The organism is Halolactibacillus miurensis (assembly GCF_900116255.1).
GTDB classification, from domain to species: domain Bacteria; phylum Bacillota; class Bacilli; order Bacillales; family Amphibacillaceae; genus Halolactibacillus; species Halolactibacillus miurensis.
In genome coordinates this window covers 51,631-69,299 of sequence record NZ_FPAI01000014.1, presented here as the reverse complement: position 1 = coordinate 69,299, position 17,669 = coordinate 51,631, and the positions used below count along the sequence as shown (strand labels likewise).

The following is a 17,669-nucleotide window of genomic DNA, read 5'->3' as shown; positions in this document are numbered from 1 at the left end:
TATAGTTTAACAAATGAGGGTGTATAAGTGTATTTTTTTGATATAAGCTAAGGGCATGTCAGATCAAGGGGTACCACCACATTTAGTATAGAGCCAAAAAAACGGAAAAGGGGATGGTAAACACCAAAAAATAAAACACACAAGTACGGGTCACTTGTGTGTTCATGATCTATTCTTGATTTGTTTCCACTGGCAACTCAGGATGACTAATCCAGTCACTAAAACTACCAGGATAAAGTTTCACGTTTTTATACCCGAGTGACTTTAAAGCGAGATAGTTCATACAGGCCGATACACCCGATCCGCATGAAAGAATGATTTCTTCGTCTTTATTTAAATCTTTAAACACCTCTTCAAGTTCAGCGGTTGATTTAAACGTTCCGTCACTGTTTAAAACTTGCTGCCAATCAAAGCATTTTGCCCCTGGAATATGTCCTTTTTTATGATAGAGCGGCTCCGTCTGGCCGAGGTAACGCTCTAAACTACGAGCATCCGTTAAGGTAATGTTAAAATCATCTTTATGTTCAATCACATAATCAATATCAACAATCAGTTCATCATTTCTCACGAATGGCGTTGATGACATTGGTTTTCGCTTAACGACAGAAGTCACAGGATAACCAAGTGCCTTCCACCGATCAAAACCACCATTAAGTACTCTCACCGTTGGATGTTGATAATGATCCAATAACCAGTAAAGCCTTGCAGCAAACATCGCATTCCCTTGATCATATATGACAACCTTCGTCTCAGGTGTAATGCCAATTGACCGTAATTTATCCGTAAAGGTTGTTTCATCAGGCAGCGGATGATTCCCCCCATGTTTTTTCGGCACGCTTGATAAGTCTTTATTCAAATCGAAATAAACAGCCCCTGGAATATGTGATGATTCATATAACTGTTGCCCTTTTGTTTGATCCATCAACTCAAAACGGGTATCAATAATCGTATAGTCATCAATCGACTCAAGCAAGGTTTCTGGCTCAATTAAAAACGACATCTATAAAACCTCCAATGTACGAAACTTATTAATTCTAAAGATAATCCTGATCTCGGATATAATTAACAGAACAATAAAGATCAAGGCGACAATGCCTGTCACGATATTTGGTAGAAGGAGTGTCACCATATTTAAGCCAAAGCTCACACCAAAAATAAGTTGATAGCTTCTTTTTAAATTGTCAACACCATCTTTAAAATCTTGATACTGAAGCGCTTGTGCACGATTATGTAACAGTTTTAATATTTCTAGCACAACAAGGAAATGGATGATACTAATGGCACCCCAGCTAAGTGAGGCAACTATACTCGTCGGATTATAACGAAGAAAGGCATCCACAAAGACGAGAATAGCGCCTAAGACAGGAAAAACAATCCGCAAATCGGTCCCTTCCGTTTGATTGTACTCATGCAAACTATATGCGATGAGCCCATATCCTATACTATCAATTAATAAGTCAAAATCATTAATCTCAATATCAAATAAGATAATGATGTAACTAATGATGAGTGTCGTTAATATTTTTTTCATATACAACCTCTTTCCGAACATGCTTTTTTATATCAACGTGACGCCTTAATCGATTATGACACGACTAGATTGTTTTAAATCATTAATCGTTTGATGTCCTAAACCAAACATCGCCATTTTAAGCTCGAGTTCTCGAATGGCCATCGTTTCCATAACCGCTTCAACAGAATCCGTTGCTTCCTTAAGTATACCACGCGCATAACCAACCAGATCGGCACCTAGTCCTAACGCTTTAACCGCATCCACGCCCGTACGCATACCACCTGATGCAAACACAGGTTGATTGGTATTTGCTCGAACGGCGCGTAAACTTTCTACCGTCGGGATCCCCCAACTCGTAAATGCTTCAGCTGCTTGTTTTTTGACTGGGTCTTGTGAGCGTAACTTTTCTACTTGTGACCAACTCGTCCCACCAGCACCGGCAACATCAATAAATTGAATCCCAATGTCTGTTAGTTGCTTAGCAAGAGCCCCGTCAATCCCGAAACCAACTTCTTTCACGCCCACAGGAACATCAACGGCTTTGACTAGCGATTCAATCTTCGGTAATAGTGATTCAAAGTTTGTGTCTCCTCCGGTTTGAATTAATTCTTGAATAGAATTAAGGTGAAGCACAAGTGCCGTTGCTTCTGTCTCATCGATAATGGTTTGACACATCTTTTCAGTAAAGCCATAGTTAAGTTGCACCGCACCTAAGTTAGCGATAATCGGAATCGTCGGTGCGAAGGGACGGACTTTAAAAGATTGCCTAAATTGTTCATCTTCAATCAAGGCGCGAGTAGACCCAAGCGCAAACACCCAACCACGGACTTCACAAGCACGGGCTAAATGTTCATTAATACTTCCCGCAAGTGCTGCACCACCTGTCATCGAGCTGATCAAGAACGGGGTTTGTATGGATTGGTTAAATAAAGATGTCTCTAATGACACGTCCGCAAAATTTATTTCTGGTAGCGCGTTGTGAATCAGGCGGACGCTTTCAAATCCAGTCGTAATCCCTTCACCTAGTACCTCATCTGTTAAACACCATTTAATATGTTCTGCTTTTCGTTGGTGAATTGATTCTGTCATACACCATTGCCTCCCTCTCTAGCTCTGACCTTTCTCTTTTTAGGTTACTGATTGATTTGATTAAACAAAGTAAGCTTACGTTTATCTGTCACAATCGCTCGCTTGTTAAATACTTGATAATTATTTTCTTTAACAACTTGAATAATCTCACGGTAGTAACGGGCCGCTAATTTTAACGTAAAGGCACTTTTTTTCGGGTACTGATCAATATACGCGATACCTTCTGTAAACCAGCGGTCCGCTTGGTCGGTTAAATCATCAATCACTGCCTTAAACTGCGCATTGACTTCTTGATTATGAAACATCGTTAATGTATAACCATGCCGATCAAACACTTCAAGTGGAAGATAGCGCCGGTTTAGGGTTATATCCTGCCCCACATCGCGAATAATATTAACAATCTGCATCCCTTTACCTAATTGTATGCCTGCCTTTATTAACACATCACTTGGGTTTGGATGAAGGATGGGGATTAACATTTCTCCCACGCTGCCTGCCACCCGGTAACAATAATCCTCAAGTGCTGCCATTGTGTCATATTCTGTCTGTTTAAAATCTAATAATTGACCACTCATTTGGATATAGTATGGTTCTTTCGTAAGCGGAAACGCTTGAAAAGCCCAGCGCAGCGCTGGCCAAATAAAATGTCCTTCTGCACTATCTAGCTGGTCAAAGTGGGCACTTATCTCATCAATCGTATAAAAGGACGCTTCGGGTTCATCGACCGCATCATCAATTAAACGACAAAATGCATAAACAACGTAGACCGCTTCTCGTTCTTTTCTCGGTAAAAATTTAAACGCGTGATAAAAACTCGATGACCCTTGCTTCATCATTGCTTTCGCTTGTTCACGTAAATCTTTCGATAAATACATGCCCTACTCTCCTCTTTCTATTGCTTCTTTCAACAATTTCGCTCCTTGCATCACAATCGGGACGCCGCCACCAGGATGGACACTTGCGCCCACCGCATACAAACCTTTAATGGTTGGGTGAACAATTTGGGGCCTAAAAGCACCTGATTGAGATAATAACGGACTCACACCAAAACTTCCCCCTAAATATAAACCATCGCGTTCAGCATCACGTGGGGTTCTGATCTTTTTCCACTCAATATGCTTCGTTAAATCTTCATATGCTGTTTCTTCTAACCACCGTAGTTGATCATCAACAAATGCATGAAGTTCTTCCTCCGTTGGATTAATGGCGGTTGGCACAGGTATGAGAATATACAACGTACTCCCCTTACTATTCGTGTCTTCAACCGCGGTAGGGTTAAATACATATAGGGACGGATCTGTCGGTAACGTCTGTTTAGACGTGACACTTTCCATGTAGCGACTAAAGTCATGTGACATTAAAAATTGGTGGGTGAGTTGGTTCGTGTATTGTTTAGATAAACCTAAATAAACCATGACACAACCACTCGATGGTTTTAACGGACGATCCAACACTTTATGACCGTCAATCAACCCTTCTATCGTTGGATAATCTCCGTTATACACTACTTTATCATAAAACTCAGGGCCGTCGGAAGAAATCAGTCCTTTTATCTGATTATTTTCGACAATTATCTTCTCAACCGGTGTTTGTTTCTTAATCGTGACACCTAGTTCGTGTAAGTACGCTTCTAATTTAGGAATGAGCGAATAATACCCACCTTTCACGTACCACACACCAAAAGCGTGTTCACTATATGAAATCAACCCGTATAACGCGGGTACTTGATGGGGCGCACCACCAATATACAGTGTTTGTAAGCTATACGCGTCCCTAAGACGCTGATCTTTGAAGTACCTGGATAAATAGTCAGTTACGGTCCGGTATGATTTTGACTTTAAAACAAACTTTAAATTGGTCAATGATAAAAAGTCTCGTTTTGATTGAAAATCTCTTGACAGAAAAGCATCGACACCAAAGTAATAAACATCTTCCATTTCTTTTAGATAACGTTCAAAACCATCACCATATCCTGGAAATTTGGCTTCGATTTCGGCTTTTGTTTTCTCTTGATTACGATACTTTCGAAAAGTTGTCCCATCTTTAAAATGAATATCATACACAGGGTCAATCGAGATTAGTTCATACTGATCTTCTTCAAAGCCAACATCATTAAAAATGTCTTTTAACAACTCCGGCAATAAGACAATCGTTGGACCTTGATCGATTTCAAAGTCCCCATTACGTTCATATGTTAGCCGACCACCTAACCGATCAGATTTTTCATAAAGTGTCACCTCATAACCTAAACGTCTTAAATATAAACTAGCGGTGATACCACCGATACCACCGCCAACAATCGCAATATGCTTCATCTGTTGCGACAAGTAAACCTTTTTACTTGTCTCCCTCCTTTTTATATGTCCTTCATTGATTGAATGAAAAAGCGAGACTTTCGCCTCGCTTTTCCTATTAACTATTCACTTTGGCCATGATTGCTAGGGTTAACGCTTGTCTCTTATGACATATTGTTCATCTAATAGGCGCGCGCTAATAAGTGCTGATTGATAAATCGTTGGTAAGCCGCTACCTGGATGCGTGCCACCACCGACTAAAAAGACGTGATCGACATCGTCAAACTTATTATGCGGACGGAAATACATCATCTGTGACAAGTTATGTGCTAAATTAAACGTCGCACCTTTATACACGTTATAGTCATCTTGCCAGTCTTGTGGTGTAATCATTTTTTCTACTTCTATATGGTTACGTAAACCTTTTAGTGCCGGTTCTTGTTCTAAGCGATGTAACACTTTTTCTCGTAAAACAGGGGCTTCTTTCTCCCAATCAATATCCGCTTCTAAATTCGGCACTGGAACTAAGACGTATAGCGACGATTTCCCTTCGGGAGCGAGTGTCGGATCAAGCTTAGACGGATTATGAACGTAAATGGAATCATCATCTGAGAGCGCCCCACCCGAGGTGACATTCTTCACGTTTTGTTCATAATCATCCGCAAATAAGATTAAATGATGCGGTAAATCAAGCGGCTTGTCTACACCTAAATACAACATAAAGGTTGATAACGATACGCCTTTTTTATCCACTTTCTCTTTTTTGTATCGTTTTAAGTGTTTTTGATTAAAGAGCTGCGTCACGGCATAGCCAAAATCAGCATTAATCACGACATCATCTGAATACTTTTTCTCTCCAGTACTTAGTTCAACCCCTACCGCTTTTTTATTTTCTACCAACACCTGTTTAACAGGGGTATTTAAATGAATCTTCCCTCCAAGCTCTCTTACGACATCAGCCATCACTTCCGATACTTGACTCACGCCACCGGCAGGATGGAACAGTCCACCTGAGTGTTCTAAATAAGACAACATAGTGAACGTTCCTGGACAATCCCAGGCAGACATACCTAAATATTTTGATTGGAATGAAAAAGCCCATTTTAAACGCTCATCATCAAAATACTTCGATAAGCAGCTATAGACTGTCTCAAAAGCGTCTAAGTGCGGTAATGCCCGCAAAGCTTCTTTTGATGTATAGTCGGTCAATGATCCGAATGGTTTTCTTAACAAATCACTAACTACCTCAAATTTTTTACTCTCGCGCTTTAAAAAGCGCCAGTAACCTTCTCCGTTACCTGGAAATAACCGTTCAATCTCCTCATACGTTCGCTCATGATTTCGACTCGGTTTAAATGCAACTTGTCCAAATTTCAATGTATACAATGGATCAATTTCAGTCATCTTAATATAATCACTAATCTCACGGCCGCTTTCATGGAAAACTTCCTCTAAAACAGATGGCATCATATAGAAGGTCGGACCTAAATCAAAATGATACTCACCTACTGTTAAACGTGACGTTCGTCCACCTACACGCGCGGCTTTCTCATACACATCGACTTGGTAACCTTTATGTAGTAACTGCATCGCAATGGCTAGACCACCCGGCCCTGCGCCAATCACACTGACGGATTGATTTAACATGAGCTCTCGCACCTTCCTCTTAACTGTTCATGTATTTGTCGTGACTTTTCTTTACAATCATTATATAATACTTGTATAACTTTTGTATAGAATTATACTTTATTTTGTCGAATCTTATCCTTTTTGATTAAAAAAGTTTAAAAAGATGGATCGTTTCCGTCTAAGATCATGACAAACGAATGGGGATTTTGTATACTTTTTAATAGAAAAAGGGGTGGAGCTATGTACGGTATTAAACGTATCGCAGAACTAACAGGCGTTTCTCCTATCACACTTCGCGCGTGGGAGAATCGTTACGGCGTTATTTTACCTGACCGGACAGACGGTGGGACTCGGGTTTATACCGATGAACATTTAGAAGATTTAAAGTGGGTCATTAGACAAAAAGAAACGAACCACTTAACGATCGGACAAGCGATGCAAGCGCTTGAAGATAAACGTCAACATATTAAGAAAGCACAAATATCAAAAGAAGACTATCCGCGCTTTATCGATGGGTTATTTCTGTTACTCAAACACCATCAACTAGATGAAGCCAGTAGTTACGTCGAAGAACTCAAAGAATTAATTGAAATCGACATTCTGTTTCATCACATTTTTATTCCTATCTTAATACGGGTAGGGAATGAGTGGGAAAGTGGTGATTTATCTGTCGCAGAAGAACATTATATGAGTCACTTTATTCAACAACAAATCGCCCATTACTTTTACCATTATGATGTTAAATCAAAACGAGCAACAGCCGTCGCTTTTTGTCCAATTGATGAAATGCATCAAATCGGCTTACTGTTATTCTCTATTTTCTTAAAACAACACGGCATCGATGTTTTATTTATCGGTGAAGCAACGCCACTTAAAGATGTGAAAGACATGATCGCTGACAATGATATTAGTTTAGCAGCCTTCTCTCTAACAACATCAAAAGAACTTGATTCTGTGATTGACTTTTTAGATGCATTAAATAAGGACTTCCCTAACGTCAAGTTCGCCATTGGTGGACAACAAGCACCAGAACTACCCAAGCGTTTTCACCCTTATTTGATCAGTCCTGACCCAGTTGATTGGGCAGCATGGGTGATGAATACAATGGCATAATTTTATTCCCGACACAAATTAACATCACTAAGACACCTAATCGTTCTTAGTGATGTTTTGTTATGAACGGATTACGTCATTAAGACAGCTTTACGTTAGATTTAATCACCTTATACGTCTAACCACTTTTACTATGAGGGCTAACAGAAAAGCGGGCGCGATGAATGCGAAGAAACAAAAAAATGAAGCGTGACTTAAGTGGTGCTCTACTTCATTTCACGATGAATTCGTGCTACACTAATGAAAAAGACTTTGGAGGAATGACTAGTATGAAAGCCGCTTTATTGAATCGCTTTATCTCTTACGTGAAAATAGATACCCAATCAGACGAATCAAATGATACGTGTCCCTCAACAGATAAGCAATGGACCTTACTCAAACAATTAAAACAAGAACTCATCGAACTTGGAATGGAAGACGTGACACTGGATGACTACGGTTACTTATTCGCGACGTTAAAAGGGAATACCGCAGATACTGTGCCAACCGTTGGATTTTTAGCCCATGTCGATACGGCAACAGACTTCACTGGGACAAATGTGAACCCACGAGTCATTGATGACTATCAAGGAACTGACATTGTGCTAAACGAAGCTAAACACATTGTGATGAAAACAAAACACTATCCTCAACTGCATAATTACCTCGATCACACCTTGATTACAACCGACGGGACGACACTGCTTGGTGCGGATAATAAAGCTGGCGTGGCTGAAATCATGACTGCCATGGATTACTTAATCAACCATCCTGAAATCCCGCACGGCGATATTAGTATTGGTTTTACACCCGATGAAGAGATTGGCCGCGGGCCACATAAGTTTGATGTGAAAGCTTTCCATGCTGATTTCGCTTATACTGTTGACGGTGGACCTATCGGCGAGTTGCAGTACGAGAGTTTTAATGCCGCTTATGCTAAAGTCCGCTTTTTTGGTAATAACGTCCATCCAGGAACAGCTAAAAATAAGATGGTCCATGCGACAAAGATGGCGATGGCCTTTCATGACCGGTTACCAAAAGACGAGGCGCCTGAATTTACTGAAGGCTATGAAGGTTTTTATCACCTTTTATCGATGTCAGGCGATGTGGAACAGGCTGAACTTTATTATATTGTTCGCGATCATGACACGGATCAATTTAACAGTCGTAAAGATCGGTTGAACAAGATGGTGCTAGAATTTAAACAAAAATATGGCGATGCCGCGATTGAGATAGAGATGGGCGATCAGTATTACAATATGAAAAATAAAATCGTTGAAAAAATGGCCATTGTCGATGTGGCGAGCGAAGCGATGAGGTCACTCAATATTGAACCCATTATTGAACCGATTCGCGGAGGGACAGATGGGGCACAACTTTCTTACATGGGATTACCTACCCCTAATATTTTCACCGGCGGCGAGAACTTCCATGGCAAGTTTGAATTTGCATCACTGGATGACATGACAAAATCTGTTCAAACCATTTGTAAAATCGTAGAATTGATTACTGACTATCATAAAGCGGGTAAATTATGATTGCACAAATCCAAAGATTTATCAAAGCTCATCGCTCTTTAGTCTTCTTAGCTCTTAGCTTTATCACGTTGTATCTTGCTGGCGCTCTTTTTATCGAACTCGCCGAGGAAGTTTTAGAAGGTGAAGGATTTTATATCGACCGCTTAATCGAAGACGCGCTTGTTTTAGAGGAAAGTCAGGGGCTCTATACGTTCTATAGCTGGGTCACTGAACTCGGTTCTGCCTGGTTTCTTATCGTTGCCTCACTTGTGACGGTGTTAGTATTAGTGAAGTTTTATCAACAGCGCTTTCTTGTGACGCTATTTCTCATTAATATGGCCGGAACGTCTGGATTAACACTTTTATTAAAGCAATTTTTCGGTCGTGACCGACCGAATGTCATTGAAGCGTTAGACGGCATTGGTTATAGTTTTCCAAGTGGCCATGCGACAGGCGCGATGGCTTTTTATGGCTTTCTCATCTTTCTCGTCGTTATTAGTCATCAAACACGTACCATCAAGATTTCGCTCAGCATCTTGTTAAGTATGATTATCATTAACGTCATGATGAGTCGCGTATTCTTGCACGTTCACTACTTTACTGATGTGGTCGCTGGTGCTACGCTTAGCTTTATTTGGCTTGGTGTATCCATTCTTAGTATTCTCTATATCTGGCGGAGAAAAAGAATCTAGTCACGTGATAACTTTTTAATTCAGTCATACCCTTAATTTTTAACAGATGTTAAATACGACAAAGCCACAAGCGATGCTTCCATCACTTGTGGCTTTGTCTAACATTAACGCTATATTGATGTTCTTTTCACATTAACTTTCTACCGTTGATCTTTCGTTTCACTGGTCATTTAAAGAAAAATCATCTCATTTACAGTACATAGTTAATTAAAAACCAAAGAATCCCAAAGAAAATGACAAGATAGGCGCCATACTTAATAATGGCAACACCTACTTTACTTGAATCGGTTTTCTTCTCATGTTTTGTTACTTCTACATCTTTATTTTCAGTCATTGTTTATACTCCTTTTTATACGTTTTAGTTAATTAACAATTCCCTCCAACATATAAGAGATAAACCTATCTTTATGCTTTTACCTAAAAATAAGACTTTCGTACATTATACCTCTGAGTCTTCTTCACTAAGAAAATAATCAATTTGACGATCAAGCGCTTGAATTCTTGCGAGTGCTTTTTCATGACTAATTTTACGATAATGATGATTGCCACCGACTTCTTCTACTTTCGTATCCGCTTCATGAACAAGCTGTTGTAATGGCGTTAAATTCAATTCACCTTCTGGTAAATAAGAATCTGTATGCAGCAGAATGGCTAACGCAATCGATTTGGCTTTTTTACGATCCTCACCTAAGCGAATGAGCAGTTTATGTGCTCTTTCTGCCCCTTTAATCGCATGAATATCATTTTCTTTATATAAATCATAGTCCCACTTGCCGTCACGATACCATTCATAATGACCGATATCATGTAAAAATCCAGCTTTCGTCGCTAGATCCGGATCAACCCCAAAATCTTCAGCAATCTCTAGGGCGACTTCTGCAACATCAATGGCATGAGCCATACCAGAGCGGTTAACATATTTTTGAACAATATGATGATGATATAATTCTTCAAGCGTAACGTGTCGCAATTAAATCGCCCCCCTTATTTTTTTCTTACTAACCTAGCATGATTTTCACAAAGAATCAAGTTAGTTATCCATTCCCACTTGATAGCATCGGCAAACTAGAGGGGGACTTATACAAGTCCGGTCTGTTAAAAGAAAAACGCTTATCCTGAAATAGGATAAACGTTTTGGTATTACTGATATTCGAGTAAATGTTGATAAAGCGCCCCATAGATATTTGATTGACTTCTATAGTGACACGTCGTTAACTTAGGTTTGGCTACGTGATGAGGATTGCGTGTTAATATCTCATCGATTGCTTTTCTTAATCGATCCAAAAAGAGCGGTTGTACACTAATGCCCCCACCAATCGCAAAAATTTCAGGATCAAGCACGTATTGTAGATTAATGATTTGGGCCGCTAAATGATGACAGAAGCGATCAAAGATGGTGAGCGCTTCTAAGTTCCCTTCATTTAAATATCGAAACACACCTTCACCATCTTGCGGCTCTAATCCTATCACATCAGCAATAGCCTTTACCGTTAATGAGGCTGAACATGTTTCACCGACAAAAGTTGCTTTCTTCGTCTCAACATCATAATGATCCATCACATAACTTGCTTCACCCGCTTCTAAATGCGCCCCGCGGTAGAGGGAACCATTTATAATGACGCCTCCCCCAACACCAGTACCAATCACAAGTACCACACTATTAAGATGGTCCTTAACACTTCCTTGCCAAAGTTCAGCTAAAGCGGCACATTTTGCGTCATTTTCAATAGAGACAGGTACATGTAAAGCTTTCGACACGTGTTCTTTCATGTTGACTTCGTGTAGATATGTGAGGGCACCGCCGTGATAAATAATCCCTGAATCAACATCGATTGTACCTGGACAACTAATCGCCACGCCTTTTAGATCACTAAAATCTTTCGCTACGGTCACCATCTTATCAATCAATGTCAAAGCATCGACGTAAGGTGTTTCAAATTTACCTGATGTTTTAACATCACCCGTCTGACTAACAAATGCATACTTGACAAAAGTTCCTCCAATATCATAGACCATATACATCTTTCTTCACTCCAATCCGAGTTAACGTTAACTTCATATAATTGCACATATAGCTTAATATATCCATTAACCTAAGTATAACGTTAACGAGCGAAAAAACAACCAACAAACCACATCTAAAATCACTTAATTTTGACGAATATCTCGTCTCATAAAACCGATTCCACCTATCACTAACAAACCTAAACCAATACCCGTTAAACTCATCAACGGCCACACAGTAAAGTTGTCCATTGGCAATTCTGGAATCCAGTAGAAAGGTGAAACACGCATGAGCCAATCTGGAAATTCTAATAAATCCCCTAAATAAATCAACACAAAACAAAACAGCAAATAAAGCCACGTAAGACCGTCAAACTTACCTAGAAGGCCATAAATCGCCCCCATCACACCTAAGACAACCCAGATCGCTGGTAAGTAGACGATATTCGCCTCAACAATGGTCATAAAATCAACACCCGTATCAAGGACATATACGCCAGCACCAGCTAAACTTACCACAGCGATGGTCAGTAAAACGATACTTGTTAGAACACTGATCACGCTATACCACGTATAAATTCTTAGACGCGATAGCGGCCGAGCAAAGAGATGGTCTAGTCTTCCTTTAACCTCTTCTGACTTTAACTTGTGAAACACCATTAAGGTCGGGATGGTTGAAATAATCGCCATGACCTTTAAAATGATCGCAATAAATTGTTCAGTAAGTGAATAGTCTTCTGTTGAACCAATAATTTGCTGGATGACCTCATTTTCAGATAAGAAAGCATCTAAATCACCGAGAACCGAACCATAACTAAGGCCGATCAACAGCATCGCCACAAACCATGAAATGAGCGGGACTTTTTGTAAGGTTAATATAAAACCTGGTGTTGTTTTTAAGAAAGAGGAAGCCGATTTTTTCCCGCGTTTATCAGGCAGTAAACCACTTCCTAAATCACGTTTTTCTCGTAGTCGCATACTGAGTCCAATAATAAAGAAACTGATGACCACAATTACTATTTGCGGCCAGAAGTAGTTAGCTACATACGCTTGAGTTTCTTGCAGGAGTCCGAGCGGTGACAAGTATGATAACCATAAGTCACCAGCATCCCCAACCGCACGCACCATATAGCTCACACCAAGCACAAGGTAACTGAGCATCATTGACCCACGTTGATTGTTACTAAGTTGTGCGGTTAAAAGCGTGATCGCCCCGAAGAAGATCCCACTTGCAAAAAGTGCGGAACTATAGCTTAAGCTTCCGATAAAATCGATACTATCAATACCTAAAATCGTTAAGCCAATCGTTGTCACTAAGGCTAATAGACCGTTAGCTAAAAATAGCACAACGATGGCACTAAAACTTGGCGCTAAACGACCGAGTGGTAAAGCAAGAAGTAACTCTAGTTGTTGATTCTCCTCATCTTGCCGGGTCAGACGGTTCACTAACAGAATTGACATAATCGCGACAACAATCATGGTCATCACGAGCATCTCATGACTCAGCATGGCGCCATTCGTATAGTTATCTAAACCAAACCCACGGCCAATAAGTGCTTTCATCGCCGGATTTTCCATTGTTTCTGCCATGAGTTGACGTTCTGTGTCTGATTGATAGAGCCCACTAAAGGCAAGTGCGACAGCAACAGTTGTTGCGACAAGACTAACGATCCAGATCGAGAGTTTGATGTATTCGCGTTTAAGGTAAAACAAAAGGAGTTTCGTCGCTTGATAAAACGGTTGTCGACTCATCCTTATGCACCTCCTTTGTCATCACTCTCATAATGACGCATAAACAAATCTTCCAAGGTTGGTTCTTTCGTTTCTAATTTCGCGATGGGGAATTGACCTAAGAAGCTAAGTACCGACGAAATCTGTTCATGATCCACTTGGAAATGCCACTTCTCTTCATTTTTTGTCACATCATACACACCAGGCAAATTTTTAAATCCTGGCATATCTGTCTCTGTTTCAACGATAAACTGGGTACGCGTTAAGTGACGTAAATCTTTCAGTGAGCCGGATTCAATGATCTCACCTTGACGAATAATCACAACGTCATCACATAATTGTTCCACTTCTGATAAGATATGGCTTGATAACAGCACACTTTTACCTTTTGTTTGTTGTTCTTTGACAAGTGCTTGGAACTCACGTTCCATTAATGGATCAAGCCCTGAGGTTGGTTCATCTAAAATGTACAAGTCACTTTCGACACTAAAAGCAGCAATAAGCGCAACCTTTTGACGATTCCCTTTTGAATAGGTCCGGCATTTTTTCGTTGGATCAAAATCAAACCGCTTCATTAACTCTTCCTTACGTGAAGACGCGACTTTTTTTCCTTGCATATCAATAAAGAGATCAATCACCTCTCCGCCCGTAAGGTTTGGCCACAAGTTAACGTCACCAGGTACATAACTGATCCGTTTATGAATTTCAACTGCATCGCGGTAACAATCTAATCCGAAAATTTCTGCTTTTCCTGCATCTTTTCTCAACAGCCCTAACAAAATCCGAATCGTCGTTGATTTCCCTGCCCCGTTCGGACCAATAAACCCAACGATGCGTCCTTTCTCCACCGTTACATGCACATCTTTTAAAGCCTCTACTTTACCAAAATTCTTTTTTAACCCACTCACATCAATCATCATCTTTAACACCACCTATTCTTTATAATAAGCCTGTTTCAGTACAGCTAAATAACCATAAAAATCATCCCAGTACTGATCGATTAACTCATCCGTTAAGACCTGTTGTTTTAATTGTTCCGTTAACGTTTGTTGATATCCACTAATGGACCACTCAATTAACCGCATCGCCTTTTCTGCATCCATCTGCTCTTTAAAATAGGAGACATCAATGTTTTGATACATCTTTTGCATGCCTTCTTTCACTAACGTGTCATATCGCTTAACGAGCTCTGTTGGTAATGGTTTATCTTCATGCCGATACAATAATACCGTTTGAAGGAATGTCATCAAGTAAGGATGACGCTTAAACACGTACATCTTTTGTTTAGCGATTTTGTACATGCGTTCGATAAAGTCTCCTTCACTTAAATCCACTTGATGAAAAAACTCTTGTTCCATCACATCCAAACCGTACTGCACGAGATAAATATATAAGTCATACTTCGTCTTAAAGTAATAAAACAACATCCCTTTACCAATACCCGCTTCTTTCACCATCTTATTCGTTGAGGCGTCTTTATAGCCGTCTTCTGCAAAATGTTTCATCGCCACTTGAATAATCCGTTGTTGTTTACTTCGTTCAACATTATGAAAGGTTTTCGTCATACGCTCCCTCCTCTCCTTAAAGCTTGAAATGACTTATACCGTTTAACGTCTAGTAACACCCTAGCAAAACATAAATTAGACCATCCTGGTCGACTTCATTATAACGCAGTCGACCAGGGTGGTCAATTATTATTTTACCCGTTGTTTTTTACTAACCTATCCCCATTATCTCGTCTTATATCGGGGCGTTTCATTACGATTTCTTATCATATTTTCGTCTAATATTTTTACCTTTTAATTATGTTTTCGTTCAAGGAAAAAGAGACCGATAGCACCAAATAATACCGTTAAGGCGATTAAAAAACCATACGACAACACAAGCTCACTCATTGACGCACCACGGACAATCACATCGGATAGTGTCTCAATGCCGTAGCGAATAGGAATAACACGACTAAAAATGAGTAACACCGGCTGCGTGACAAATTCCAATGGCCAAAACGCACCACCAAGCATCGCTGAAGCTGTCGCCACAATTGGAATGACGGCTTGAAGTTGTTGCGGTGTTTTCACTAAGCTGACAAGCATTAAACCTAAGGCAACAATACTAATGAGAAAGAGACTAATGGATAGAAGAAGTAACCCGTATTGATCACCAAATGAAAAACCAATCCATTGAGTAAAGATTAGAAAACTGAGTCCGACTTGAATTAAACCAATCAGGAAGTAATAGAGAAACAAGCCACTAAAAATCTTCATCTTCGACACGGGGGACAACATCATCCGGTCCCACGTCCCGTCTGTTTTTTGTTCAGCGATACTCATCATTTGAAACAGGACGGTATACATCACAAAATACAGCGTCATACCAACCACAACTTGGGTTTGATATTGTATCGAGTCTCCCGCTGTATCTACCGACGTCGTCTCAAGTGGGATATAGTCGTTTAGGTCACTTGCTGTTAAATCATTCGCTTCTAACCAGCGCTTTTCTTGATACACTTCCGTTAAGTATTCCCTAACGAGCGGTTGTGAAAAAGATGCTTGCCCGACTAAAAAACTAAAAGACGCATCATTTAGCTCGACCGCAAAACTGAGTCGATTATTTTTAATTCGGTCTTCAACAGTGGTTCGATCACTTTGTCTAAAATCAAATTGATCACTGTCATTCAGCTCATCAATGAGTGCTGTATAAGCTTGATCAGATAAGTCGTTTGTATACGTTTGGACACCGACTTTCCCGGTCGTCTGACTTTGACCTAAGAAGGTGACAAATAAGAGCGTAAGCCCAAAGAATGTTAACACAACAAACGGTTGTTTCAACAGGCGCTTCCACTGCATCATAAAGATTGTCCACATTAGCTAAACCTCCTTTTCGGGAATAAACCCCAGGCAACGATAAAAAGAATCGCACTTAGCAACAGGATCCGCATTAATAGCGGCATACTATCAGTCATGCTGTAGCCTTGAATTTGTTGTAAGTACACGGTCATCATTGCCCCATTCGGGGTCCAGTTACCGAGTGTACGAATAAACGGTGAGATTTGTTCGACCGGTGTAAAGCTACCACCTAAGAAGGCAAAGACGGTCACAACCAGCCCGCTAAAGATCCCTGAGACAGAATCGGTTGGCATCATTAAGGTCAATGACGTTAACAGCGCCGTTAGTGCGCCTATCACCGTCGCATAAACAAAAGTTACCGCTATAATCGTGAGCCAAAACTCACTCGAACGGTCACTAAATGTATCGAATAATAGTTGTGATAACCCAAATAATATCCCGAGTTGCATGACCGCTAGTACATAGCCACTCACCACTTTACTGAGTAAATAACGGACCGGTTTTTCACCCGCTAACATCATTCTTAAAAGGACGTCTTGTTTCTTCTCTATAAACGCATTCGAACTAATTGATGAGGCGACATAGAGACTAAACATCATCGCCATTCCAATCGTAAAATATTGAAAAGCAGATACTTCTGTCGTTGTTTCAATTGTTTTTGTCTCACCTAATGGCAAGTCTCCTGGTACAACGAGTGTATCGCCTTTAATTGTTTGAATACTCATCATTAAATTATATTCCGAGGTGAACCGGCGAAAGATCTGACGCAAGACTTGCGACTGAATCGTCGTCTCATCAATCACTTCTAACATAAGTGATTCTGTTGCCTCACCACCGTTCATCACCGTAAGGACTTGCGTTGTTAACGCATCCGGTATCGTTAGCACCCCTTCAACATCTGCATGATTTAATGCTTCGTTTGCGGCTTCTGTTGTCATCTTTTCGGCCACCAATAACTGTTCTTTCTCAAGTGTGTCTATAACCGTCATAATTTGACGATTGACTTTTAGATTTTCTATGATGGCTGTGGCTTGTTCATCTGGTAAACCTTGGTCAGTCAGTATCGTCATACCACCGTCACGTTCTGTTGTGTTATCAACGATGGCTAAATGAATCGGTTCAATCTCCGCACTTCCGGTCATTAAGCCACCTAAACTCAGGCCCAAAATCGCAATTAAGACAAACGGCATGACGAGTAAAATCAATACTTCTGAACGGGCTTTAGAGATGGTTAAAATATCTTTTTTTAATAAGTTCAACAT

At 40.2% G+C, this 17,669-nt stretch carries 17 protein-coding genes; 3 read left to right on the top strand and 14 right to left on the bottom strand.

The window, feature by feature from the left end:
- Positions 1 to 169: 169 nt before the first annotated feature.
- The 6 genes from BM390_RS09715 to BM390_RS09690 all read right to left on the bottom strand — a co-directional run bounded on the left by BM390_RS09715 (position 170) and on the right by BM390_RS09690 (position 6,543).
- Positions 170 to 1,000, bottom strand: a complete 831-nt coding sequence (locus BM390_RS09715; RefSeq protein WP_062320800.1) for a sulfurtransferase — start codon at positions 998 to 1,000, stop codon at positions 170 to 172.
- Positions 1,001 to 1,531 carry a hypothetical protein gene (locus tag BM390_RS09710; protein ID WP_062320798.1) on the bottom strand — a complete coding sequence of 177 codons (531 nt, stop codon included), beginning with the start codon at positions 1,529 to 1,531 and terminating at the stop codon, positions 1,001 to 1,003. It abuts the gene before it with no gap.
- Positions 1,532 to 1,576: 45 nt separating this feature from the next.
- Positions 1,577 to 2,602, bottom strand: a complete 1,026-nt coding sequence (gene fni, locus BM390_RS09705; protein ID WP_062320797.1) for a type 2 isopentenyl-diphosphate Delta-isomerase — start codon at positions 2,600 to 2,602, stop codon at positions 1,577 to 1,579.
- A gap of 44 nt (positions 2,603 to 2,646) precedes the next feature.
- Positions 2,647 to 3,477, bottom strand: a complete 831-nt coding sequence (locus BM390_RS09700; protein ID WP_062320795.1) for a phytoene/squalene synthase family protein — start codon at positions 3,475 to 3,477, stop codon at positions 2,647 to 2,649.
- A 3-nt stretch (positions 3,478 to 3,480) separates the two neighbouring features.
- Positions 3,481 to 4,929, bottom strand: coding sequence for a phytoene desaturase family protein (locus BM390_RS09695; RefSeq protein ID WP_177220701.1), 1,449 nt, complete (start codon positions 4,927 to 4,929; stop codon positions 3,481 to 3,483).
- Between the two features lie 117 nt (positions 4,930 to 5,046).
- A complete protein-coding gene (locus tag BM390_RS09690) occupies positions 5,047 to 6,543 on the bottom strand; it encodes a phytoene desaturase family protein (protein WP_089854560.1) in 1,497 nt (498 codons plus the stop codon).
- A gap of 222 nt (positions 6,544 to 6,765) precedes the next feature.
- Between BM390_RS09690 and BM390_RS09685 the strand changes: the two genes are divergently transcribed.
- From BM390_RS09685 to BM390_RS09675, 3 genes are all read left to right on the top strand, one after another.
- On the top strand, positions 6,766 to 7,638 hold the full coding sequence (locus tag BM390_RS09685) for a MerR family transcriptional regulator (protein ID WP_062320790.1): 873 nt from the start codon (positions 6,766 to 6,768) through the stop codon (positions 7,636 to 7,638).
- A 269-nt stretch (positions 7,639 to 7,907) separates the two neighbouring features.
- Positions 7,908 to 9,155: a peptidase T gene (gene pepT / locus BM390_RS09680; RefSeq protein ID WP_089854557.1), complete on the top strand. Its 1,248-nt coding sequence runs from the start codon at positions 7,908 to 7,910 to the stop codon at positions 9,153 to 9,155.
- Positions 9,152 to 9,826, top strand: coding sequence for a phosphatase PAP2 family protein (locus tag BM390_RS09675; protein WP_062320788.1), 675 nt, complete (start codon positions 9,152 to 9,154; stop codon positions 9,824 to 9,826). Before pepT ends, BM390_RS09675 begins: the two co-directional genes overlap by 4 nt.
- 190 nt (positions 9,827 to 10,016) lie before the next feature.
- Here the strand turns inward: BM390_RS09675 and BM390_RS15505 are convergent, their stop codons facing one another.
- From BM390_RS15505 to BM390_RS09640, 8 genes are all read right to left on the bottom strand, one after another.
- The gene (locus BM390_RS15505; protein ID WP_177220700.1) at positions 10,017 to 10,160 is read right to left on the bottom strand and encodes a hypothetical protein; all 144 of its coding nucleotides are present in this window, start codon (positions 10,158 to 10,160) and stop codon (positions 10,017 to 10,019) included.
- A gap of 105 nt (positions 10,161 to 10,265) precedes the next feature.
- Entirely contained in the window at positions 10,266 to 10,796 is a 531-nt protein-coding gene (locus BM390_RS09670; protein ID WP_089854554.1) for an HD domain-containing protein, read from the bottom strand.
- Between the two features lie 170 nt (positions 10,797 to 10,966).
- Positions 10,967 to 11,848, bottom strand: coding sequence for an ROK family protein (locus BM390_RS09665; protein ID WP_062320786.1), 882 nt, complete (start codon positions 11,846 to 11,848; stop codon positions 10,967 to 10,969).
- 126 nt (positions 11,849 to 11,974) lie between these two features.
- Positions 11,975 to 13,582, bottom strand: a complete 1,608-nt coding sequence (locus tag BM390_RS09660) for an ABC transporter permease (RefSeq protein WP_089854551.1) — start codon at positions 13,580 to 13,582, stop codon at positions 11,975 to 11,977.
- A 2-nt stretch (positions 13,583 to 13,584) separates the two neighbouring features.
- Positions 13,585 to 14,481 carry an ABC transporter ATP-binding protein gene (locus tag BM390_RS09655; protein WP_089854548.1) on the bottom strand — a complete coding sequence of 299 codons (897 nt, stop codon included), beginning with the start codon at positions 14,479 to 14,481 and terminating at the stop codon, positions 13,585 to 13,587.
- Between the two features lie 12 nt (positions 14,482 to 14,493).
- On the bottom strand, positions 14,494 to 15,126 hold the full coding sequence (locus BM390_RS09650) for a TetR/AcrR family transcriptional regulator (RefSeq protein ID WP_062320781.1): 633 nt from the start codon (positions 15,124 to 15,126) through the stop codon (positions 14,494 to 14,496).
- Between the two features lie 234 nt (positions 15,127 to 15,360).
- Positions 15,361 to 16,425, bottom strand: a complete 1,065-nt coding sequence (locus BM390_RS09645) for an ABC transporter permease (protein ID WP_089854545.1) — start codon at positions 16,423 to 16,425, stop codon at positions 15,361 to 15,363.
- On the bottom strand, positions 16,425 to 17,669 hold the full coding sequence (locus tag BM390_RS09640) for an ABC transporter permease (protein ID WP_062320775.1): 1,245 nt from the start codon (positions 17,667 to 17,669) through the stop codon (positions 16,425 to 16,427). The genes BM390_RS09645 and BM390_RS09640 overlap by 1 nt, the downstream gene beginning before the upstream one ends.